General features: G+C 66.9%; 24 protein-coding genes, 1 tRNA gene and 2 pseudogenes. 19 read left to right on the top strand and 8 right to left on the bottom strand.

Features of this window, described 5'->3' with window-relative positions:
* Positions 1-72 precede the first annotated feature (72 nt).
* Positions 73-672 (bottom strand): vitamin K epoxide reductase family protein, encoded by a 600-nt coding sequence (locus E3T24_RS07305; RefSeq protein WP_134403159.1) that lies wholly within the window; start codon positions 670-672, stop codon positions 73-75.
* A gap of 296 nt (positions 673-968) precedes the next feature.
* Here E3T24_RS07305 and E3T24_RS07300 point away from each other — a divergent pair, with 296 nt between their 5' ends.
* Positions 969-3,770 carry an Rne/Rng family ribonuclease gene (locus tag E3T24_RS07300; protein ID WP_134434476.1) on the top strand — a complete coding sequence of 934 codons (2,802 nt, stop codon included), beginning with the start codon at positions 969-971 and terminating at the stop codon, positions 3,768-3,770.
* A gap of 99 nt (positions 3,771-3,869) precedes the next feature.
* Here the strand turns inward: E3T24_RS07300 and E3T24_RS07295 are convergent, their stop codons facing one another.
* A complete protein-coding gene (locus E3T24_RS07295; RefSeq protein ID WP_134366123.1) occupies positions 3,870-4,172 on the bottom strand; it encodes a DUF4031 domain-containing protein in 303 nt (100 codons plus the stop codon).
* Between the two features lie 192 nt (positions 4,173-4,364).
* Between E3T24_RS07295 and rplU the strand changes: the two genes are divergently transcribed.
* From rplU to E3T24_RS07235, 12 genes are all read left to right on the top strand, one after another.
* Positions 4,365-4,673, top strand: coding sequence for a 50S ribosomal protein L21 (gene rplU, locus E3T24_RS07290; RefSeq protein ID WP_134366124.1), 309 nt, complete (start codon positions 4,365-4,367; stop codon positions 4,671-4,673).
* 18 nt (positions 4,674-4,691) lie between these two features.
* Complete coding sequence (rpmA, locus tag E3T24_RS07285; protein ID WP_104169636.1) at positions 4,692-4,949, top strand: 50S ribosomal protein L27; 258 nt, start codon at positions 4,692-4,694, stop codon at positions 4,947-4,949.
* A 115-nt stretch (positions 4,950-5,064) separates the two neighbouring features.
* Positions 5,065-6,645 carry a GTPase ObgE gene (gene obgE, locus E3T24_RS07280; protein ID WP_134366125.1) on the top strand — a complete coding sequence of 527 codons (1,581 nt, stop codon included), beginning with the start codon at positions 5,065-5,067 and terminating at the stop codon, positions 6,643-6,645.
* A complete protein-coding gene (proB, locus tag E3T24_RS07275) occupies positions 6,642-7,448 on the top strand; it encodes a glutamate 5-kinase (RefSeq protein WP_134434475.1) in 807 nt (268 codons plus the stop codon). The genes obgE and proB (E3T24_RS07275) overlap by 4 nt, the downstream gene beginning before the upstream one ends.
* A gap of 22 nt (positions 7,449-7,470) precedes the next feature.
* Entirely contained in the window at positions 7,471-8,268 is a 798-nt protein-coding gene (gene proB / locus E3T24_RS07270; protein WP_134405284.1) for a glutamate 5-kinase, read from the top strand.
* 65 nt (positions 8,269-8,333) lie between these two features.
* Positions 8,334-9,599, top strand: a complete 1,266-nt coding sequence (locus E3T24_RS07265; RefSeq protein ID WP_134434481.1) for a glutamate-5-semialdehyde dehydrogenase — start codon at positions 8,334-8,336, stop codon at positions 9,597-9,599.
* Positions 9,600-9,663: 64 nt separating this feature from the next.
* Positions 9,664-9,882 carry a hypothetical protein gene (locus E3T24_RS07260; protein ID WP_134405287.1) on the top strand — a complete coding sequence of 73 codons (219 nt, stop codon included), beginning with the start codon at positions 9,664-9,666 and terminating at the stop codon, positions 9,880-9,882.
* 14 nt (positions 9,883-9,896) lie between these two features.
* Positions 9,897-10,493 carry a nicotinate-nucleotide adenylyltransferase gene (nadD, locus tag E3T24_RS07255; RefSeq protein WP_134366129.1) on the top strand — a complete coding sequence of 199 codons (597 nt, stop codon included), beginning with the start codon at positions 9,897-9,899 and terminating at the stop codon, positions 10,491-10,493.
* Between the two features lie 239 nt (positions 10,494-10,732).
* Positions 10,733-11,518, top strand: a complete 786-nt coding sequence (locus E3T24_RS07250; RefSeq protein ID WP_134366130.1) for a hypothetical protein — start codon at positions 10,733-10,735, stop codon at positions 11,516-11,518.
* 40 nt (positions 11,519-11,558) lie between these two features.
* The gene (rsfS, locus tag E3T24_RS07245) at positions 11,559-11,936 is read left to right on the top strand and encodes a ribosome silencing factor (RefSeq protein ID WP_134366131.1); all 378 of its coding nucleotides are present in this window, start codon (positions 11,559-11,561) and stop codon (positions 11,934-11,936) included.
* A 71-nt stretch (positions 11,937-12,007) separates the two neighbouring features.
* Positions 12,008-12,083, top strand: a tRNA-Ala gene (locus tag E3T24_RS07240).
* Between the two features lie 183 nt (positions 12,084-12,266).
* Entirely contained in the window at positions 12,267-13,655 is a 1,389-nt protein-coding gene (locus tag E3T24_RS07235) for a phosphoribosyltransferase family protein (protein ID WP_134366132.1), read from the top strand.
* A 31-nt stretch (positions 13,656-13,686) separates the two neighbouring features.
* Here E3T24_RS07235 and E3T24_RS07230 read toward each other — a convergent pair.
* Positions 13,687-14,097, bottom strand: a pseudogene (locus E3T24_RS07230) (STAS domain-containing protein); the annotation flags it as partial.
* Between E3T24_RS07230 and E3T24_RS07225 the strand changes: the two are divergent.
* Positions 14,065-14,256: a hypothetical protein gene (locus E3T24_RS07225; protein WP_134366133.1), complete on the top strand. Its 192-nt coding sequence runs from the start codon at positions 14,065-14,067 to the stop codon at positions 14,254-14,256. The pseudogene E3T24_RS07230 and the gene E3T24_RS07225 sit on opposite strands and share 33 nt — an antisense overlap.
* A gap of 16 nt (positions 14,257-14,272) precedes the next feature.
* Here E3T24_RS07225 and E3T24_RS07220 read toward each other — a convergent pair whose 3' ends face one another.
* Complete coding sequence (locus tag E3T24_RS07220) at positions 14,273-14,638, bottom strand: metalloregulator ArsR/SmtB family transcription factor (protein WP_134366134.1); 366 nt, start codon at positions 14,636-14,638, stop codon at positions 14,273-14,275.
* A 100-nt stretch (positions 14,639-14,738) separates the two neighbouring features.
* Here E3T24_RS07220 and E3T24_RS07215 point away from each other — a divergent pair, with 100 nt between their 5' ends.
* From E3T24_RS07215 to E3T24_RS07205, 3 genes are all read left to right on the top strand, one after another.
* On the top strand, positions 14,739-15,788 hold the full coding sequence (locus E3T24_RS07215) for a permease (protein ID WP_241976155.1): 1,050 nt from the start codon (positions 14,739-14,741) through the stop codon (positions 15,786-15,788).
* A gap of 26 nt (positions 15,789-15,814) precedes the next feature.
* Complete coding sequence (locus tag E3T24_RS07210; protein ID WP_134366136.1) at positions 15,815-16,057, top strand: thioredoxin family protein; 243 nt, start codon at positions 15,815-15,817, stop codon at positions 16,055-16,057.
* A 72-nt stretch (positions 16,058-16,129) separates the two neighbouring features.
* Positions 16,130-16,375 carry a thioredoxin family protein gene (locus E3T24_RS07205; RefSeq protein ID WP_134366137.1) on the top strand — a complete coding sequence of 82 codons (246 nt, stop codon included), beginning with the start codon at positions 16,130-16,132 and terminating at the stop codon, positions 16,373-16,375.
* 151 nt (positions 16,376-16,526) lie between these two features.
* Here the strand turns inward: E3T24_RS07205 and E3T24_RS07200 are convergent, their stop codons facing one another.
* From E3T24_RS07200 to E3T24_RS07185, 4 genes and pseudogenes are all read right to left on the bottom strand, one after another.
* Positions 16,527-17,186 carry an arsenate reductase ArsC gene (locus tag E3T24_RS07200; protein WP_134366138.1) on the bottom strand — a complete coding sequence of 220 codons (660 nt, stop codon included), beginning with the start codon at positions 17,184-17,186 and terminating at the stop codon, positions 16,527-16,529.
* Between the two features lie 16 nt (positions 17,187-17,202).
* A pseudogene (locus E3T24_RS07195) lies at positions 17,203-17,478 on the bottom strand (arsenate reductase ArsC); the annotation flags it as partial.
* 194 nt (positions 17,479-17,672) lie between these two features.
* Entirely contained in the window at positions 17,673-18,326 is a 654-nt protein-coding gene (locus tag E3T24_RS07190) for a YigZ family protein (RefSeq protein WP_134366140.1), read from the bottom strand.
* A 12-nt stretch (positions 18,327-18,338) separates the two neighbouring features.
* Positions 18,339-18,677 (bottom strand): hypothetical protein, encoded by a 339-nt coding sequence (locus E3T24_RS07185; protein WP_134366141.1) that lies wholly within the window; start codon positions 18,675-18,677, stop codon positions 18,339-18,341.
* Between the two features lie 220 nt (positions 18,678-18,897).
* Here E3T24_RS07185 and E3T24_RS07180 point away from each other — a divergent pair, with 220 nt between their 5' ends.
* Together E3T24_RS07180 and E3T24_RS07175 are read left to right on the top strand one after the other, a co-directional pair.
* The gene (locus E3T24_RS07180; RefSeq protein ID WP_241976153.1) at positions 18,898-19,437 is read left to right on the top strand and encodes a TetR/AcrR family transcriptional regulator; all 540 of its coding nucleotides are present in this window, start codon (positions 18,898-18,900) and stop codon (positions 19,435-19,437) included.
* A gap of 77 nt (positions 19,438-19,514) precedes the next feature.
* Positions 19,515-20,006 carry an FBP domain-containing protein gene (locus tag E3T24_RS07175; RefSeq protein WP_134366143.1) on the top strand — a complete coding sequence of 164 codons (492 nt, stop codon included), beginning with the start codon at positions 19,515-19,517 and terminating at the stop codon, positions 20,004-20,006.
* The last annotated feature ends 3 nt before the right edge of the window (positions 20,007-20,009 follow it).

Below are 20,009 nucleotides of genomic sequence, written 5' to 3'. Positions count from 1 at the left end.
TCACGGCTCGGCGCGATGAAACTCACGGCTCGGCGAGCTTTCGGCGGCGCGGGCGGCGAGGGTAGCCGGGGCTTAGAGGCGGTGCAGGAAGTCCATCTGCAGTTGGGCGATGACGGCCGCCACGAGGTAGCAGCCGATCGTGATCACCACGATCCACGAGTACGCGCCCGCCGCGAAACGCCGAACGCCCGGCGACGCGGGCAGGTTGCCGACGGTGAGATTGTGCAGGGTGACGGCCAGGAACGTGGGGATCGTGACCACCCAGGTGACCATGCACCAGGGGCAGAGCACGTCGAGCACGAAGAAGCTCTGGCCCATCAGCCAGAGCACCAGGGCGAGGGCGCCCGTGACACCGATGTTCAGACCGATCCAGAACCAGCGCTTGAAGCGGGCGCCGGCCAAGATCGCGACGCCGATCGTGATCACGACCGTCCAGGCGATCAGCCCGATCAGCGGGTTGGGAAAGCCGAAGATGGCACCCTGCCAGGACCCCAGATTCGTGCTGCAGCCGACCAGGACGCTGAAGTTGCAGGACAGCTGCGCCTGCGGGTCCTCGAGAATGCGGAATTTGTCGATGGTCAGCAGGAATGCCGCGGTGAGGGCGATCAGTCCACCGACGATGAGGAAGATTGCGAGCCCGACGGGGCGCTTGGACTGGTCGGCTGCTGGCACCTTCGGATTATGTCATGTGCCTCGCACGTGATCCTGAGAATGCATGCGATAATCGAAGATGTCGCTTGAGCCGCGCTCAAGTTGATGCCAGAGAAGGCTTAATCACACATTTTTATAAATGGGCCGCACTAGCCCGGATTCATTGGTCCCACGACCAAAGGTATTAGCAGCCAGAGCCAAGAGCCGGTTGCGAACGAAGAGGATTCCCGAGGGTTTCGCGTAAGCAAAATCCTCCCACGAGAGAGTAGCCGGATGGGTGGCGCGGTCGCCCACACCGGTCAAGGAGCGCACCAGTGATGGTGGAAGACAACGAAAACATCAAAAAACGCAAGGGTTTGTTCGGCAGTCGCCGCACAGCGCGCCGTGCTGCCACACCGGTGTCCCCGGTCGTGACGGATGACCCGAGCAACACCCCACAGGACGAGGTTCCGGTCGTCGCCGCGGCGACACGCGAGCCCGCCCCGACCGAGCCACCGGCTCCGGTCCTCCCCGATGATTCCGCGACCGAGCCGGCATCCGCCGCACCGTTCGGCGGAACCCCCGACACAGAACAGGACGCTGACGTGGATCTGACGCTGCCGCCCACCCCCACAACCGACGTGGTCCGCCGGCCCTCGACCTCCCTGGTCTTCCAGGCTCCGGTCATCGTGCCGCTCCCGGCCCGCACCGGCGTTCGCCGCGACAGCCGTGACAGCTACCAGCAGGACGCCCGGCCGGACCGCTCGGACACCCGGCAGACCCACGACGACGAGGGCGACGAGTCGTCGACCGTTCGCCGTCGGGCCCGCCGCCGCACCGGCGACGAGAGCCGTTCGGGCTCCGACGACCCCGCGAACACCGTCGTGCGGGTGCGCGCCCCCCGCGAGCCCGAGCTGATCACCGAACCGCAGCGCATCAAGGGCTCCACCAGGCTCGAGGCCAAGAAGCAGCGCCGGCGTGACGGGCGGGATGCCGGTCGCCGTCGCCCGGTGATCACGGAGGCCGAGTTCCTCGCCCGCCGCGAGTCCGTCGACCGCGTCATGGTCGTGCGCGCCAAGCACAACAAGATCCAGATCGGCGTGCTCGAGGACAGCGTCCTCGTCGAGCACTACGTGGCCAAGAACCAGGATGCGTCCCTGATCGGCAACGTGTACCTCGGCCGGGTGCAGAACGTGCTCCCGAGCATGGAGGCCGCCTTCGTCGACATCGGACGCGGCCGCAACGCCGTGCTCTACGCCGGAGAGGTCGATTGGGAGGCCGCCGCCGAGACCTCCGGCAACAGCAGCCAGGCCCGACGGATCGAACTCGCACTGAAGCCCGGCGACAAGGTGCTGGTGCAGGTCACCAAGGACCCGATCGGCCACAAGGGCGCTCGGCTCACCAGCCAGGTCTCCCTGCCGGGCCGCTACCTCGTCTACGTGCCCAACGGCTCCATGAACGGGATCAGCCGCAAGCTACCCGACACCGAGCGTGCCCGCCTGAAGAAGATCCTCAAGGAGGTCCTGCCCGAGAACGTGGGCGTCATCGTGCGCACCGCGGCCGAGGGGGCCACCGACGAGCAGCTCACGCTGGACGTCAACCGCCTCACCGACCAGTGGGCGTCCATCGCCAGGCTGGTCGAATCCGCCTCGGCACCGGCCCTGCTGCACGGCGAGCCTGACCTGCTGATCAAGATCGTGCGGGATGTCTTCAACGAAGACTTCCAGAAGATGGTCATCTCCGGCGACGAGGCACGCGCCACCATCGAGACCTACCTGGGCCAGGTGGCCCCTGACCTGGTCGAGCGGGTCGAACGTTTCGAGGGCGAGATGGACGCCTTCGACGAGTACCGCATCTCCGAGCAGATCGAGAAGGCGCTCGACCGCAAGGTCTGGCTGCCCTCCGGCGGATCCCTGGTGATCGACCGCACCGAGGCCATGACGGTCGTCGACGTGAACACCGGCAAGTTCGTCGGCTCGGGCGGAAACCTCGAAGAGACCGTCACCAAGAACAACCTCGAGGCCGCCGAGGAAATCGTGCGCCAGCTGCGTCTGCGGGACATCGGCGGCATCATCGTCGTCGACTTCATCGACATGGTGCTCGAAACCAACCGCGACCTGGTGCTGCGCCGCATGCTCGAATGCCTGAGCCGCGACCGCACCAAGCACCAGGTGGCCGAGGTCACGTCGCTCGGACTCGTGCAGATGACCCGCAAGAAGCTGGGCCTCGGACTCCTCGAGTCCTTCAGTGAGAACTGTGAGGCCTGCGCCGGCCGTGGAATCGTCATCCACCACGACCCCGTGCTCAAACACCGCCAGACCGCTCAGCCGGCGATGGAGCGTCGCCCGCGCAGCAAGTCGGGCGGCAACTCCGGCGGCGACAACGGAAACACCGGCAACGGACACCGCAACGGCGGCAACAATGGCGGCAACTCCGGTGACGGCAGCAACAACTCCGGCAGTGCGGCCGCGGCCACCCAGGCCGACGCCAGGGCCGGTCACGGCACCCACGGGATTACCGAGGACGCCAAGCACGCCCTCGCGCTGATTGCCGCACGCACGATCACCCGTTCGCTGACCGGATCCATCCCGATCATGCCGTCCGTTGAAGCCACGCCGGAAACCAAGCCTGCAACCGCGCAGGAGACTGCCGTACCCGCGCAGGAGGTCGAGCAGGCTCCCCGCGATGTCAACCCGATCGAGGCGGCCGTCAACGAGGTGGCCGCCCCGGAAGCGACCGCTGCGCCGGCACGCCGCAGCCGGCGGGCATCCTCCGGGTCGGGCCAGTCGACTCAGGCCAGGCAGCACGTTCAGCCCGCGCAGACCGAGCCCGTCCAGGCGGCCGAGTCCGCCCCGGTGGCACCGGATGCGGCCACCGAGTCGTCGGCGTCGGCGTCGGCCTCGGAGGATTCATCCGAGTCGGTCGCGATTCTCGACATCCCGATCAAGAAGTCCTCGCGCAGCCGTCGCACGGTGAGCAAGCAGGTCACCGAGCAGCTGCTGGACTCGGTGCTCGACTCACTGCCCGAGCCCAAGCAGCCCGGCCAGGGGCGCGGGCGCAGCCGCCGGGTCACGACGGCCGGCGGGTCCACCGCCGGCCTTCAGCCGATCGTCACGTCGTCCCCGGACGAGAAGCAGTAACTGCATCGAATGATCGCCGGGCGACCGGCGGCGTGAGCGGCCGATCGCCGCCTCGCCGCCGGTCGCCCGTCTTCGTGGTTCAGGCCCTCGCGCAGGGGATCAGGCGTTGTCGTCGCGTGGGGGAGCGGGCGGCAGGTGAGCGCGCTGCCTGCCGGTCACTCTCAGCCCGCTGGCCCGCAGCCGCACGACCAGCTCCCGATTGCTCACCGGATGCGCCCCAGCGGCCACCAGGGCCTCGTACAGGCGCGCGGGGACGTCGTAGTGGTCCAGGTCGAATCCGCGCCGGGGAATCCCGTTGGCGGCCGCGAATGCGTGCAATTCGGCCAGGGAAGTGTCGCTGACCAGATGAGACCAAACCGTACTGTGGGCGGGCCACGTAGGCTGGTCTATCAACACCGTCATGTTCAGATTCTACGATCCCGTCTCGGTTTGACCGGGGCTGGATGATCAGCTAAAGTCGACTGTTGGTGTGCGTTGGGCCTTAGCTCACGCGGTCACCAAGGTTTTCTGAAAGCGAGTGGGCCGGCTTGGCCTGTTCAAAGCAGTAACTTTCCATCATGGGGCCTCACGGCTCCCCAGAGATAGGTACGTAACTTGGTTTACGCAGTTGTGCGCGCCGGTGGGCGGCAGGAAAAGGTCGAGGTCGGAACCATCGTCACGATGGACCGAATCAAAGCCAATAAGGACGGCAACGTCGAGCTGGCCGCCGTGCTTCTCGTCGACGGCGACAAGATCACCTCTGACTCACAGTCGCTGGCCAAGATCACGGTTACGGCCGAGGTCTTGAACGACCTCCGTGGTCCGAAGATCGTCATCCAGAAGTTCAAGAACAAGACCGGGTACAAGAAGCGTCAGGGGCACCGTCAGGAGCTCACTCGCGTTCAGGTTACCGGCATCGCCTAGGCCTGAGGAGAAGAACAGATGGCACACAAAAAAGGTGCGAGTTCCACTCGCAACGGTCGCGATTCCAACGCCCAGCGCCTCGGCGTGAAGCGCTTCGGTGGTCAGGTTGTCAGCGCGGGCGAGATCATCGTCCGTCAGCGCGGCACCCACTTCCACCCCGGCGTCAACGTCGGCCGTGGTGGAGACGACACGCTCTTCGCCCTCGAGCCCGGCTCGGTTGAGTTCGGCGCGAAGGGTGGCCGCAAGGTCGTCAACATCGTGGTGGCTGCCGCGTAGGCATCCACAACTTGTAAGCGTGAGGGCGGGCTTCGGCTCGCCCTTTGCGTGTTTCACGGCACCATCGTTTTCGTTTTTGTGCACATAGTTTTTGCCACCTGAAAGGGGCACCCCCATGGCCACGTTTGTTGACCACGTCACTCTCCACCTGCGAGCAGGCAACGGAGGGAACGGTTGTGTCTCCGTCAAGCGTGAGAAGTTCAAGCCTCTCGCCGGCCCCGACGGCGGCAACGGCGGGAGCGGCGGCGACATCGTTCTCGTCGCGGACCCCAATGTGACGACCCTCCTGGGCTACCACCGGTCCCCCCACCGCAGTTCCGCCAACGGCGGCCCCGGTATGGGCGACCACCGGGCCGGTTTCGGCAGTGAGCTGATGGAACTCGCCGTGCCTCTCGGCACCGTGGTGAAAGACGCCGAGGGCAACGAGCTCGCCGACATGACCGAACCGGGCTTCCGGATCGTCGTCGCGCCCGGCGGACAGGGCGGGCTCGGCAACGCGGCCCTGGCGTCGCTCAAGCGCAAGGCCCCCGGCTTCGCCCTGCTCGGCACCTACGGCTGGGAAGGCGACATCCAGCTCGAGCTGAAGACCGTGGCGGATGTCGCACTCGTGGGCTACCCCTCGGCCGGCAAGTCCAGCCTGATCGCGGCCATCTCGGCCGCCCGCCCCAAGATCGCGGACTACCCCTTCACGACCCTGCACCCCAACCTCGGCGTCGTGGACGCCGGCGAGGTGCGCTACACCGTCGCCGACGTGCCCGGCCTGATCGAGGGCGCCAGCGAGGGCAAGGGCCTCGGCCTCGAATTCCTGCGCCACGTGGAACGCTGCACGGCCCTGCTGCACATCCTCGACTGCGCCACGCTCGACCCCGATCGTGACCCGCTCAGCGACCTCGACGTCATTCTCGGCGAACTCGCCGCCTACCCGGTGCCCGAGGGCCAGAAGCCGCTGCTGGAACGCCCCCAGCTGATCGCCCTGAACAAGATCGACGTTCCCGAGGGCCGCGAACTCGCCGAGTTCGTCAAGCCCGACCTCGAGGCGCGCGGCTACCGCGTTTTCGAGATCTCCACCGTCAGCCACGAGGGCCTCAAGCAGCTCAACTACGCCCTGGCCGAGACGGTCGAGGCCGGCCGGGTCGAGGCCGCCGCGGCGCAGGCCGTCAAGCCGCGCATCGTCATCCGTCCCAAGCCCGTCGACGACAGCGGCTTCGTCGTCAAGGTCGAGGGTGGGTCGTTCGGCAACATCTACCGCATCATCGGAACCAAGCCCGAGCGCTGGGTGCAGCAGACCGACTTCAAGAACGACGAGGCCGTCGGCTTCCTCGCCGACCGGCTGGCGAAGCTGGGCATCGAGAACGAACTGTTCAAGGCAGGCGCGATCGCTGGCTCGACGGTCATCATCGGTCCGGGCAACGGCGTGGTCTTCGACTGGGAGCCCACTCTCACCTCGACCGCCGAACTGATCACCGCCCCGCGCGGCACCGACACCCGCCTGGACGACTCCAAGCGCCGCACCAGCAACGAGCGCCGCGAGGAATACTTCGGCCGGATGGACGCCAAGGCGGCCGCGCGTGCCGAACTCATCCGCGAACGCGAAGCCGGCATGTGGTCGACCGGGGAAGAGGAATTCAACGGGGACGTCCTGACCGGAGACGGTTCCGTGCCGCGGAACAAGGCAAAGGAGAGCGACGCCGAATGAGTTCGCGCGCCCGTGCCCAGGTCTCGTCCGCACGGCGCATCGTGGTGAAGGTCGGCTCCTCGTCGATCAGCGGCGACAACGCCGACCAGATCGCACCCCTGATTGAAGCACTGGCCGAGACGCACGACCGTGGCGTCGAGGTGGTCCTGGTCTCGTCCGGCGCTGTCGCGAGCGGTCTGAGCTACCTCAACCTCGACGAGCGGCCGGCCGACCTGGCCACCCAGCAGGCGGCCGCCTCCGTCGGGCAGAACGTGCTCACGGCCCGCTACCAGGAGACCCTGGATCGTCACGGCATCGCCGCCGGCCAGGTCCTGCTGACCGAGGGCGACCTGCTGAACGAACCGCACCGCAGCAACACGCGCCGCGCGGTGAATCGCCTGCTCGACCTGCGGATCATGCCGATCATCAACGAGAACGACACCGTCGCCACCTACGGACTCCGGTTCGGGGACAACGACCGGCTCGCTGCCATGCTGTCCGTGCTGATCCGCGCCGACCTGCTGCTGCTGCTCAGCGACGTCGACTCGCTCTACACCAGGCCCCCGCACCTGCCCGGCGCGGAACGGATCGACCTGATCGGATTCGACCAGGAACTGGCCGGAATGGAGTTCGGGACCTCCGGCGCCGCCGGCGTCGGCACCGGCGGTGCCAGCACGAAGGTCAAGGCCGCCCGGCTGGCGGCCGCGGCCGGCACCGCGGTGCTCGTGACCGCGACCGGCCTGGCCGGCGACGCGCTCAACGGGGCCGAGGTCGGCACCTGGTTCGAACCGATGCCCCAGGCGCCAGGGCGCGCGCTCCTGTGAGTGCGCGAGAGGGAACCGCATCATGGGCGTGATCACCCGCGACCAGATCGGGTCAGCGGCCCGGATCGTCGTGAAGGTCGGGTCCTCCTCGATCAGCGGCGAGAACATCGGCCAGATCACCCCCCTCGTCGACGCCCTCGCCGGCGCCCACGGCCGCGGTGCGGAGATTGTGCTGGTCTCGTCCGGTGCCATCGCCACCGGCATGCCCTACCTGCAGCTGGACGAGCGGCCCACCGACCTGGCCACCCAGCAGGCGGCCGCATCCGTCGGCCAGAACCTGCTCATCTTCCGCTATCAGGACAGCCTCGACCGGTACGACATCATCGCCGGACAGGTGTTGCTGACCGCCGGAGACCTCGACAACCCGGCGCACCGCGGCAACGCTCACCGGGCCATGGACCGCCTGCTCGGCCTGCGCATCCTGCCGATCGTGAACGAGAACGACACGGTCGCCACCCATGAGATCCGGTTCGGCGACAATGACCGGTTGGCGGCGCTCGTGGCCACGCTGATCAACGCCGACCTGCTCGTGCTGCTCAGCGACGTCGACGCCCTGTACACCCGGGCCCCGCACCTGCCGGGGGCTGAACTCATCGACCACGTCGCATCCGGCGACCCGCTCGTAGGCGTGGAGTTCAGCGAGAGCCGATCCGGGGTGGGAACCGGTGGTGCGAGCACCAAGGTGTCCGCGGCCCGGATCGCGGCCGACGCCGGAACCGCGGTCCTGGTGACCTCCACCGGGCTGGTCGCCGAGGCCCTCCGCGGCGATCGGGTGGGAACCTGGTTCGAACCGATGCCGGGCGTGCGCCCGGTGCGCTGACCGGCAGCATCCGTCAGTCGTCGCTTCGGGTGCAGCCCCGCCCGGTCGCGTAAACTACCGGGATGATGCAGCCCGCGACCGACTCCGTCCTGATCACGCCCACCCTCGAAGCCGCCCGGGACGCAGCCCTCGTGCTCGCGGCCACGCCAACGCGGCGGAAAAACCAGGCGCTCGAGGCCGTCGCCGCCTCCCTCCGGACCAGCGTCGCCGAGATCCTCGAAGCCAACGCGCTGGACCTGGCCGCCGGTGAGGCGAACGGGCTCAGCACGGGCATGCTGGACCGGCTCAGCCTGGATCTTGCCCGGATCGATGCCCTCGCCGACGCCGTGCTGCAGATCGCCCTGCTCACCGACCCGGTCGGCGTCGTGGTGCGCGGCAGCAGCCTGCCCAACGGGGTGAAGATCAGCCAGGTCCGCGTGCCCTTCGGCGTGGTCGGCGTCATCTACGAGGCCCGGCCGAACGTCACCGTGGACATCGCCGCGATCGCCCTGAAGAGCGGCAACGCCGTCGTGCTCCGCGGCGGCTCGGCCGCGGAGCACACCAACCGCGTGCTCGTTCGCCTGCTGCAGGCCGCGGTCGACGGCGTCGGGCTCCCCGCCGCGTCGGTGCAGACCATCGACCCGTTCGGTCGCAGCGGCGCCACCGAGCTGATGCAGGCGAGAGGCTACGTGGACGTGCTCATCCCGCGGGGGAGTGCCGGGCTGATCCAGGCCGTCGTCACCCAGTCGAAGGTCCCCGTGATCGAAACCGGCGCCGGCGTCGTGCACATCTTCCTCGACGAGAGCGCCATCGAGCAGATGGCCGTGGACATCGTGCACAACTCCAAGGTGCAGCGGCCCAGCGTCTGCAACGCCCTCGAGACGCTGCTGGTGCACGAGGCCGCGGCCGACCGGCTCCTGCCGGCGGTGCTGGCGAAGCTGGCCGCGTCCGGGGTCACGATCCACGGCGACGACCGGGTGCGCGCGCTCTTCCCGGCCGCGGTGCCGGCCACGGACGAGGACTGGGGCACCGAATATATGTCCCTGGAGGTCGCCGTGGCCGTCGTCGATTCCCTCGACGACGCGATCCGTCACATCCGCCGGTACTCGACCGGGCACACCGAGTCCATCATCACAAACGACTTAGTCAACGCCGAACGGTTCCTCGCCGAGGTGGACTCCGCCGCAGTCATGGTGAACGCGTCCACCCGGTTCGCCGACGGGGGAGAATTCGGGTTCGGTGCCGAGGTCGGCATCTCCACCCAGAAACTGCACGCCCGCGGCCCGATGGGACTGCCCGAGCTGACCAGCACCAAGTGGATCGTGCGCGGCTCCGGGCAGGTGCGCGGCTAGGCCCCGCTAAGATAGTGGCCGTGGCCCAAGGTTTTGCCGTCTGTGCCCCTGAATGGAGATCCCCATGTCGTTCCTGACCACTGTGCTGGCCGAAACTGCCGTGCTGGCCGAAGTCGAACACGCCGCCCTGCCCATGCCGACCTTCGTCTACGGCCTGATCGGCCTGGTCCTGTTCGCCGCCCTCGCCGCGGTCGTCTGGTCGTACCGTGACGTCGCGAACCGTCACCAGGCCAAGGCGAAGGCCTACGCCGACGCTCACGGCGGCGCGCGCAGCGGCCACTAGACGATACAGCTCCCATCGAGACTCCCCGCCGCCCCCGCATCGGCGTGATGGGCGGAACTTTCGACCCGATCCACCACGGGCACCTCGTTGCCGCCAGTGAGGTGGCGCAGAGCTTCGACCTCGACGAGGTCATCTTCGTTCCGACCGGGCAGCCGTGGCAGAAAGCGGATGTGACGGCGAGCGAACACCGTTACCTGATGACGGTCATCGCCACGGCGTCCAATCCCCGCTTCACGACAAGCCGGGTCGACATCGACCGCACCGGCCCCACCTACACGATCGACACCCTGCGCGACCTGCATGCCGAACGGCCCACCGCCGAGCTGTTCTTCATCACCGGCGCGGACGCGATCCTGCAGATCCTCAGCTGGAAAGACGTGCAGGAGCTGTGGGATCTCGCGCACTTCGTGGCTGTGAGTCGTCCGGGACATGAGCTCAACATTTCGGGATTACCCAACCAGGACGTAAGCTTGTTGGAGGTTCCGGCTCTGGCGATTTCGTCAACGGACTGCCGGGCGCGTGTGAATCGGGGATTCCCGGTCTGGTATCTGGTCCCCGATGGGGTCGTCCAGTACATCTCAAAGCATCATCTGTATCGGAGTGTGGCATGACGTCGGGTAACAACCCACAGCCACTGACGCGCCGGCAAGCGCGGGAGTTGGCACACGGGAATCAACCTGCCGTCACGGATGTCGGCGCGCCCGCCGCGCCTGCGCCCGCGGCCCCACAGCCGTCTCCCGTCGCCGCTCCCGCCCCTCTGGCGCCGGCACCCTCCGTCTTCGCGCCTCGTACGCCTGACGCCCCCGTGCGGGAACAGGCTGTTGCCGTCGACACGACCTCCGAACACACGATGACGCGGCGAGAGCTGCGCGCCCAGCAGGCCGCCCTGTCCGCAGCCGCGGAGACTGCGCAAACCGATATCGTGCCGGCCGAGACCGCACCCGCCGCGCAGTTCCCGCCGGTGGCCCCGGCCCCGGCCTCCCTCGGCCTGTCCGACCCGCGCGCTTTCGACATCGACATCGTCAACATCCCGGCGGCCCCGGCCCCGGTGGCTCCGCGCGTCGAATTCATGGTCGAAGCAGCGGGGAGCAAGGTCGGCAAGGCCGGCAAGTCCCGTCCCGGCGTTCTTCACCCGCCCGTCGGCCACTGGTCGCTCGCCCGGGACGAAGACGTCGACTCGCTTCCCGGAGTCACCCAGCTCGAGCCGTTCGACCAGATAGTGGCCCGCGGTATCAGTGCGGGCGGCATCCCGACCACCACGAACGCCCTGATCCTGCCGTCCATCCCGCACCAGGGCAACGCGTCCGGGCCGTTCACGAGCACGGGCGAGATCATGGTCACCGGCTCGATCGACCTGCCGCGCAGCCTTGGCTCCACCGGACAGCACCCGAACGTCTACGACTCGTCCGACATGGACCAGCTGCTCGACCAGCTCGACGACGTGGGACACCACAACGACGTCGCACCGGTGAGCGCCAGCCGTGCCGTCAGCACGCACGCGTCCACGCGCGGCGTCATGGCCCCACCGAGCAAACCCGGACTGACGCTGCCTATCGTGCTGACCATCACGGCTGGAGTGCTCGCCTTCGGCGTGCTGGCCCTGCTCGTCGCCGGCTACGTCTTCCGAATTTTCTAATGCCACCCATTTCACATTCACTAACTCAGGGATTCATTCGATGACCGCTTCTGCCCATGCTCTCGAGCTCCTCAAGGTGGCCGCCGCCGCCGCAGACTCGAAAGCGGGGGAGGACCTCGTCGCGATCGATGTGTCCAACCCCCTTCCTCTCACCGACATCTTCCTGATCGTCACGGGGCGCTCCGAGCGCAACGTCGTGGCTATCGCCGGTGAGATCGAAGACAAGATGACCGAGGCCGGGTTCAAGCCCCTGCGCCGCGAAGGACGCGCCGAGGGCCGCTGGGTCCTGGTCGACTTCGGCGACCTCGTCGTGCACATCTTCCACGAGGAAGAACGCGTCTACTACTCCCTCGAACGCCTCTGGAAAGACTGCCCGGTCATCCCCATCGAACTCCCCGCCCCCCGGGTCGCCGAGTAACAGTGGTCAACGGCACTCAAAACGTGTCGTAGACTAGACAAGTTGTTTCGGAGAGATCCGAAACACTATCTGGGTCCGTGGCGCAGCTGGTAGCGCACCTGCATGGCATGCAGGGGGTCAGGGGTTCGAATCCCCTCGGATCCACCAAGTAGCACAGTTACGACAGAAAAGGCCCCGACTTCGGTCGGGGCCTTTCTTTGTTGCCCGGTGCTCTGCCGCAGATTCTTTCGGGTTGCGCCTTCGGGTTATTCTTCTACCCTCCGGAATCCGTGCAGCCCTAGCGCCCGTCCGCGCCCGGGGCGACCATGGCCGTATCGAGGAGGTGCGACGATGGTCGTTTTCACAGATCGAGCGGATGCCGGGCGCCAGCTGGCCGAGCAACTCGAGTACCTGCGCGGGCAGGACGTGGTGGTGCTGGGGCTTCCCCGTGGCGGGGTGCCCGTGGCCGCCGAGGTGGCCGAAACCTTGGACGCTCCGCTGGACGTGATCGTCGTGCGGAAACTCGGTGTGCCCTACCAGCCGGAACTGGCCATGGGCGCGATCGGCGAGCACGACGTGCGGGTGCTCAACACGCCGGTGCTCAATCTGACCCGGGTCACGGACGAGGAACTGGCCGACGTCGAGGCCGTGGAGCGCGCCCAGCTGCACGATCGCGTGGCCCGGTTCCGCAAGGGCCGGCAGCGCGTCGACCTGACCGGCCGGATCGCCCTCATCGTCGATGACGGCATCGCCACCGGGTCCACGGCCCGGGTCGCCTGCCTGGTCGCCCGGCAGCTCGGAGCGAAAAAGGTCATCCTCGCCGTACCGGTCGGTCCCGCCGACACGATTCATCACTTTCCGGGAGCCGACGAGGTCGTCTGTCTCTACGTGCCGGCGCAGCTGATCGCGGTCGGCAACCACTACTACGATTTCAGTCCGACCAGCGATTCCGAAGTGACCGTGCTGCTGGACGCAGCCGCAGAACGGATGCGCCGGATCACCACCGACACCGGCGACCCCGACCGGGAAGTCGAGATCCCCGCCGACGGTGTGCATCTGGGCGGTCACCTGCGCCTTCCGGCCGGAGCCACCGGGGTGGTGCTGTTCGCCCACGGCAGCGGCAGCAGCCGCTACAGCCCCCGCAACCGGTTCGTCGCCGAGGTGCTGAACCGGGCCGGCCTGGGCACGCTCCTGCTCGACCTGCTCACCCCGGAGGAGGAGCCCGACCGGGCCAAGGTCTTCGACATCGGGCTGCTCGCGAACCGGCTGGCCGCGGCCACCCGGTGGCTGGGCACCCAGCCGGACACCCGCACCCTCCGGGTCGGCTACTTCGGCGCCAGCACCGGGGCCGGAGCCGCTCTGTGGGCCGCGGCCGATGCCGCGCTCGGCACAGGCACAGGCACAGGCACGAGCACGGGCACCCAGGTCAGCGCCGTGGTGTCGCGGGGAGGACGCCCGGACCTCGCGGGGCCGCGGCTGGCCGGAGTCCGGGCCCCCACCCTGCTGATCGTCGGCGGGGCGGACACGCTTGTTCTGGAACTCAACCGCCAGGCCCGGGCCCTGCTGCGCTGCCCCAGCGAGCTGGCCGTCGTCCCCGGGGCCACGCACCTCTTCGAGGAGCGGGGCACCCTCGGCGAGGCCGCCGCCCTGGCCCGAGACTGGTTCCTGGAGTACTTGGCCCCGGCCGGTTCCGAAACGGAGCAGTCCCCGGAAGCCCGCGCCACGGGGTCGACGGAATGAGCCGGAAAACCGGGACGCCGCGTTGGGCCGGCTAGTGTCCGCCGCCGAGGTTTCCGGCCAGGCGGGCGCGGATATCGGTGCTGGCTTCGTTCATGCCCACGATGACGGCGCGTTTGCCGTGGCGCTCGTACTTGTTCGTGATGGCGTCGAGCGCGGCGACGGTGGAGGCGTCCCAGATGTGGGAGGCGGACATGTCGAGGACCACGCGGTCCGGGTCGTCCGCGTACTCGAACTGGGTGGTGAGGTCGTTGCTTGAGGCGAAGAAGAGTGCCCCGGTTACGGTGTAGTACGCGGTCGGCACGGGCTCATCGGTCGAGACGGTCCGTTCCACATCCACGAGGTGGGCGACCCGGCGGGCGAAGGCGACCATGGCCATGAGCACACCCACGACCACGCCGATGGCGAGGTTGTGGGTGAGCACGACGACCGCCACTGTGGCAAGACCATCGACACCCTGGAAGGCGCCAGCGAGGGTGCCGACACTGTCGCCGTGCGATCAGACCTGGATTCCTTCATCAGGCAAGCCGAAGAGCGGCGCCAAAAGCTGCAGGATCAGCTCGCGATGGCCGACGAATTCCTTGAGCTCCTGCGCCAGCAGTGAGACGGCGTTCCGACGCTCACCGCGCCCAGGCGCCGGTGTCGAGGGTTCGGGCGATGGCGTGAATGGCCTCGGGGATGACGCGGTAGTGCACGCTCATCCCGTGACGCTCCTTGGTCAGGATCCCGCTGGTCTGCAGCTTCTTGAGGTGATGACTGACCGTGGGCTCCGACAGTTTCACGACCGGGGCCAGGTCGCAGGTGCAGGCCTCTTGATTCGGCTGGGCCAGGAGGTATGCCAGCAACTGGAGGCGCACTGGGTCGGCCAGGGCCTTCAGGCGCACGGCGAGGGCGATCGCATCGTCAATTTCGAGGGTGGCGCTGTTCCCCAGCGGACCGCAGCAGATCGGCGAGACGTCATCGAGGAGCGGAAGCGTTTTGGGCATGGGAACAGTCTGTCACCTTCTTGACACATATCAAAGAGGTGGACATACTTGTAATTAGATGAACGTCGAAGAATTCGGCGTTCCCGGTCAAGGAGCAGTTGTGAGCATCGCGGAACGGATACCGACCACCACCCGTGGGCGGGTCGCCATCCTGATTGCAGGGGTGGGCCTCTGGGCTCTGGCCTACTGGGTCAACGAATGGTTCTGGGACGTCGTTCTCTACGACGCATTCGGCCTCGACCCGAAGAGTCGGGTCACCGAGACCATCCACTTCTTCATCTACGACTCGCTCAAGATCCTGCTGCTCCTGGCCATCATCATCTTCGCCTCGACCGTGCTCCGCTCCTTCATGAGCGTCGAGCGCACCCGGGCCTTCCTCGGCGGCAAACGCGAGGGAGTCGGCAACATCCTCGCCGCCGGCCTCGGCGTGATCACCCCGTTCTGCTCCTGCAGCGCCGTGCCCGCATTCATCGGCTTCGTCGCCGCCGGCGTGCCGATCGGCGTCACGATGAGCTTCCTGATCGCCAGCCCCCTGGTCAACGAGATCGCCATCGGCCTGCTGTTGACACTGTTCGGCTGGGAGATCACCGCCCTCTACATGGTATCGGGCCTCCTGATCGCGATCGTGTCCGGCTGGATCCTGGGCCGCCTGCACGTCGAGAAGTGGGTGGAACCCTTCGTCTTCGACGTCAAACTCGGAGGCCAGGTCATCGACCCCTCGCTCGGCCTCACCTTCGGGCAGCGGATGCAGATGGGCGTCGAAGAGGTCAAAACCATCATCCAGAAGATCTGGATCTACCTGCTCGTCGGCATCGGCCTCGGCGCCCTCATCCACGGCTGGGCCCCGGCCGATTTCTTCACCACCTACGCCGGCGCCGACAACCCCTTCGGCGTGCTGATCGCGGTCTTCATCGGCATCCCGCTCTATTCCAACGCCGCCGGCATCATGCCGCTGGTCGCCGCCCTCTACGACAAGGGCCTCCCGATGGGAACCCTGCTCGCGTTCATGATGGCCGTCGTCGCCCTCTCACTGCCGGAGATGATCCTGCTCCGCCGGGTGCTGAAGCCGCAGCTGCTCGCCATCTTCATCACGACCACCGGCCTCGGCATCATCGCCGTCGGCTACCTCTTCAACGCCATCCTGGCCTAACCATCACCTCTGAAAGGAACCATCCCATGATCATCAAGATCCTCGGTCCCGGCTGTGCCAATTGCGTCAACCTCACCAAGGCCGCCACCGTCGCCGTCGCGGAGCTCGGCCTGGACGCCACCATCGAAAAGGTCGAAGACTATGCCGCGATCGTCGGCTACGGCGTGATGAGCACCCCCGCGCTCGTCATTGACGAGAAGGTCGTCGTGTCCGGCCGGGTGCCGAACCTCGCCGAGGTGCGCACCCTCCTCACCGCCGCAAGCCAATAACCCCACCGAGGCGGGATGCTCAGCGCGCCCCGCCTCGATGCCGCCGCTCCAAAAAAAGGGAATCGTCAGACCATGAACATCAAGATCCTCGGCGCGGGGTGCACCAAATGCGTGAGTCTTTACCGTGTCACCACCCAGATTGTGCAGGAACTCGGCCTGGACGCCACCGTCGAGAAGATCGACGACTATGCCGTCATCCTCGGCTACGGCGTGATGAGCAGCCCCGGCCTCGTCATTGACGAGAGGGTCGTCTCGGTGGGCCGAGTTCCGACACCCGCTGAGCTCCGGAAACTATTGGACGCTCAGGCCTCGCGGTGACGACCGCCGTTCACGCCTGCTCTCCGACGGTACCGGCCGCTTGGGCCTCCTCGGCAGGTCCGGCACCCTCACCCGGCCAGGGGCAGTTACGTTGCGGCGCTGTAACCGGCCAGGCCGGAGCCGATGACAGTGACGTTCTCGATGCTCATGGTTACCGGTCCCGGGGTGTGAGGGTGTCCAGCAATCGTTCGACCCGGTCCGTGATCTCGTCCCGAATCACACGGACTTTCTCGAGCGAGCGGCCGGCCGGGTCCGTCAATGCCCAGTCCTGGTAGGTCTTCCCTGGATAGACCGGGCAGGCGTCACCGCACCCCATGGTGATGACGACATCCGCGGCCTGCACGACATCGTCGGTGAGGGGCTTCGGGAAGGCCTCGGTGAAGTCGAGCCCGATCTCGGCCATCGCCGCGGCGACCGTGGGATTCACCTCACGCGACGGGGCAGAACCGGCTGAGCGAACGTGCACGGCCCCGCCGGAGAGGGCGTTCGTGAACACGGCCGCCATCTGCGACCGGCCGGCGTTCTGCTCGCAGACGAACAACACCTCGGGCACAGAGCGCGCGATCGCACCCTTGGCCTGAGCCAGTGCGGTCACCCGGTCCGTGGCGAACCGGATCGTGTTGGTGGCCAGGTGCGCCTTCACCGTCGACGTGCGCAGCAGGGCCGTGAAGGACTCGAGCACATAGCGTTCGACCGTCTCGGCACTGAAGACGCCCGCGAACCTCACGGTCAGGTCGCGGGCAAGGCGCTTCAGATACTCCTCGGGGTAGGTCAGGCCCGGCAGTGACCGGCGAGCGCCGGTGTCGCTCATCGTGCGCTGGCCTTNGGAAGATCGGGCAGGTGTCGCCGCAGCCCATGGTGATCACGACATCCGATTCCTTGACGGCCTCGGTGGTGAGGATCTTCGGCACGTTGTGGGCGATGTCGATGCCCTCCTCGGCCATGGCCTCGATCGCGACTGGGTTGATCTGGTCCTTGGGCGCCGAGCCGGCGGAGAGCACCTCGACGCGGCCCGCGGAGAGAGCCGTCATGTAGCCGGCGGCCATCTGGGAGCGGCCCGCGTTGTGCACGCAGACGAAGAGAACGGTGGGCTTGTCACTCATGAGTGGTCATTCCTTCTTGATTTCTTGAGGGCGGCGCGGATCGGGGGGCCACCTCTGCGACGACAAAATCGATGCGTGTCGAGGTGAAGTCTCGACAATACATCGATGGATGTCAATTTATAGAGATGATGTTCACATGTCGTTCACCCACCGCCACCGCAGTGCACCTCGCGGGGCGCCACGCCACAACCGGACTACCGTTCGACGTCTACCCATTCGTGGCCGAGGGCCTCCAGCTCCGCGCTGCCGGCCGTTGCACCGGCCACGATCGCGGCGAGCCGCGCGGCGTCGTCACCGGCGATGTGCAGTACCGCGTCACGCCCATAGTCCGTCCCCAGGATGAGCACTCCGCGCTGGCGCAACTCGGCCTCGATGCGACCGGCATCCGCGTGGGAAAGTGCAAGCCTGAACAGTTCGCGGCGCTCGCGCCCCACCACCAGCCCGCCGGACTGGGCCTCGTCGATCGTGGTCAGAACGGCCTCCGAGTAGGCGCGCACGAGGCCGCCGGGACCGAGAAGTACGCCACCGAAGTAGCGGGTGACGACGGCCACGCAATCGACGAATCCGCGCCCGGACAGTGCCTCGAGCATGGGCCGACCCGCCGTTCCTGACGGTTCGCCATCGTCATTCGAACGCCGCACCTGGTCTGGTGCGCCGCTCGGCCCGAGCACGAATGCCGAGCAGTGGTGGCGAGCACTCCAATGCTCCTTACGCGCGTCGTCGATGGCGCCACGCGTGGAATCCTCTGTCTCGGTGCGAACGAGGCGGCAGAGAAATTTGGATCGCTTCACTTCGATCTCGGTGTCAACGCGGCTGCCGACGCCGCCGTGCAAAGTGAGATCGGGCATACGCCCAGTCTTTCAGTCCGACTCATCACCGGCGCGCTGGTGAGGACTGCGTGCGAGACTCACATTCACCAGTTCGATCCCGCGGGGTTGCATGGATTCATCGGTCATCTCAACGATGATGCCGGGATCGAGCGCCGGCGGGGTGCCGCCGTCAAACTTGTAGTGCAGGTCACAGCTCGGGTGAATCCACACCGAACTGCGGCCATTTCCGACCTGTGCCGACTCTCGCCAGGAGAGTAGGAAACTCTCACCGCGACGCAGCTTCGTCGTGATGACGGCCTTCAGATGAGCCAGCACGTGATCATCGATTCGAATCGGGGTTCGCCCGGATCCGTAGAACAAGGTGCGCATGGATGCTCCCGCCTGAGCGCGACCGCCGCCGCGCCCGTGTGCCCCACACACTAACCCGTTCGGGGTTTCGCAGTCTGCCGGATCCGACCAGGCAGCTTCCGGTTCGAGGCTGATTCGGCTGGCCGGTCGTGCGCCTAGAGATATTAGGCAATTATATTGGTATCGTAGGATTAACCGGAAAGGGGCCACCATGGCACGAAGAGGACTGACCACGCAACGCGTGACCGTCGCAGCGGCTGATCTGGCCGACGAGATCGGTTTCGAAGGCGTGACGGTCTCGGCTGTGGCGCGCCTTTTCGGAGTCAGGGATGCGAGCCTCTACTCCCACATCAAGAACGTGCAGGATCTCCGGACACGGGTGGCCGTGTTGGCTCTGGCCGAACTCGCCGACCACGTAGCCGCCGCTTTGGCCGGCCGTGCGGGCAAGGACGCGCTGGTCGCATTTGCCGACGCCTACAGGGCTTACGCCAAAGAATATCCCGGGCGTTACGCCGCGACTCGGCTGGAGCTCGATCCTGAGGTGGCTGCCGCCAGTGCGGCGGGTCGGCACGCGGCGATGACCCGGGCCATCCTTCGGGGCTATGCACTCGAGGAACCGGACCAGACCGATGCGGTGCGGCTGCTCCACAGTGTGTTTCACGGCTACGTGAGCCTGGAACGTTCCGGAGGCTTTCAGAACACGCAACGAGCAGCGGATGCTTCGTGGTCCCGGGCCTTGGATGCCCTCGACGTTGTCTTGAACAATTGGCCGCCGGCCTGACGGCACCACACTGCCCATCACTGCCCATTCCCCGCATTCAACAGTTCTGCTACAGAGACAGAAGGCATCGCCACCTCATGCTCCCGCTCACCGCCCCAGACATCCGGTCATCCTTCATCAACGCTTCGCTCCGGGAGCGAAAGGCTCTCACCCTTCCCCGTGACTTCGAAACCCTGTCCTGGGACAACCTCGACTACCTCGGCTGGCGGGATCCAAAGGTCCCTGGGATCGGTTACGTCATCGTCGACCTCGTGGAGGGCCCGGTCGGGATTCTATTGCGTCAGGCCGACGGGAAGACCAGAACGCGGCCCCAGTGCTCATGGTGCGAAGACGTGCATCTTCCGAACGACGTGGTGTTCTTCAGTATCAAGCGTGCCGGCCAGGCGGGTCGCAACGGCGACACGGTCGGCACCCTGGCATGCGCCGGCTTCGAATGCTCGGGAAACGTCCGCAAGCTCCCCCCGGTCGCCTACATCGGCTTCGACGTGCAGGCAGCGCGCCAGCGACGCATCGAAGCGCTCAGGGCCCGCGTTCAGAATTTCGCTCGGAGCGTCCGCGACGGAAAGTAGGGG

The sequence above is a fragment of the Cryobacterium sp. TmT2-59 genome (genome assembly GCF_004403545.1).
Lineage (GTDB): Bacteria > Actinomycetota > Actinomycetes > Actinomycetales > Microbacteriaceae > Cryobacterium > Cryobacterium shii.
The sequence above is the reverse complement of the archived record's forward strand: the minus strand, read 5'-3'. Positions and strand labels throughout refer to the sequence as shown.

What these genes read in the sequence shown, in the direction of transcription:
- E3T24_RS07300 (WP_134434476.1), top strand. Translation starts at nt 969, where the DNA reads ATGGTGGAAGACAACGAAAACATCAAAAAACGCAAGGGTTTGTTCGGC.
- E3T24_RS07295 (WP_134366123.1), bottom strand. Translation starts at nt 4,172, where the DNA reads ATGACGGTGTTGATAGACCAGCCTACGTGGCCCGCCCACAGTACGGTT.
- rpmA (WP_104169636.1), top strand. Translation starts at nt 4,692, where the DNA reads ATGGCACACAAAAAAGGTGCGAGTTCCACTCGCAACGGTCGCGATTCC.
- obgE (WP_134366125.1), top strand. Translation starts at nt 5,065, where the DNA reads ATGGCCACGTTTGTTGACCACGTCACTCTCCACCTGCGAGCAGGCAAC.
- proB (WP_134434475.1), top strand. Translation starts at nt 6,642, where the DNA reads ATGAGTTCGCGCGCCCGTGCCCAGGTCTCGTCCGCACGGCGCATCGTG.
- proB (WP_134405284.1), top strand. Translation starts at nt 7,471, where the DNA reads ATGGGCGTGATCACCCGCGACCAGATCGGGTCAGCGGCCCGGATCGTC.
- E3T24_RS07265 (WP_134434481.1), top strand. Translation starts at nt 8,334, where the DNA reads ATGCAGCCCGCGACCGACTCCGTCCTGATCACGCCCACCCTCGAAGCC.
- E3T24_RS07260 (WP_134405287.1), top strand. Translation starts at nt 9,664, where the DNA reads ATGTCGTTCCTGACCACTGTGCTGGCCGAAACTGCCGTGCTGGCCGAA.
- E3T24_RS07250 (WP_134366130.1), top strand. Translation starts at nt 10,733, where the DNA reads ATGACGCGGCGAGAGCTGCGCGCCCAGCAGGCCGCCCTGTCCGCAGCC.
- rsfS (WP_134366131.1), top strand. Translation starts at nt 11,559, where the DNA reads ATGACCGCTTCTGCCCATGCTCTCGAGCTCCTCAAGGTGGCCGCCGCC.
- E3T24_RS07235 (WP_134366132.1), top strand. Translation starts at nt 12,267, where the DNA reads ATGGTCGTTTTCACAGATCGAGCGGATGCCGGGCGCCAGCTGGCCGAG.
- E3T24_RS07220 (WP_134366134.1), bottom strand. Translation starts at nt 14,638, where the DNA reads ATGCCCAAAACGCTTCCGCTCCTCGATGACGTCTCGCCGATCTGCTGC.
- E3T24_RS07210 (WP_134366136.1), top strand. Translation starts at nt 15,815, where the DNA reads ATGATCATCAAGATCCTCGGTCCCGGCTGTGCCAATTGCGTCAACCTC.
- E3T24_RS07205 (WP_134366137.1), top strand. Translation starts at nt 16,130, where the DNA reads ATGAACATCAAGATCCTCGGCGCGGGGTGCACCAAATGCGTGAGTCTT.
- E3T24_RS07200 (WP_134366138.1), bottom strand. Translation starts at nt 17,186, where the DNA reads ATGAGCGACACCGGCGCTCGCCGGTCACTGCCGGGCCTGACCTACCCC.
- E3T24_RS07190 (WP_134366140.1), bottom strand. Translation starts at nt 18,326, where the DNA reads ATGCCCGATCTCACTTTGCACGGCGGCGTCGGCAGCCGCGTTGACACC.
- E3T24_RS07185 (WP_134366141.1), bottom strand. Translation starts at nt 18,677, where the DNA reads ATGCGCACCTTGTTCTACGGATCCGGGCGAACCCCGATTCGAATCGAT.
- E3T24_RS07175 (WP_134366143.1), top strand. Translation starts at nt 19,515, where the DNA reads ATGCTCCCGCTCACCGCCCCAGACATCCGGTCATCCTTCATCAACGCT.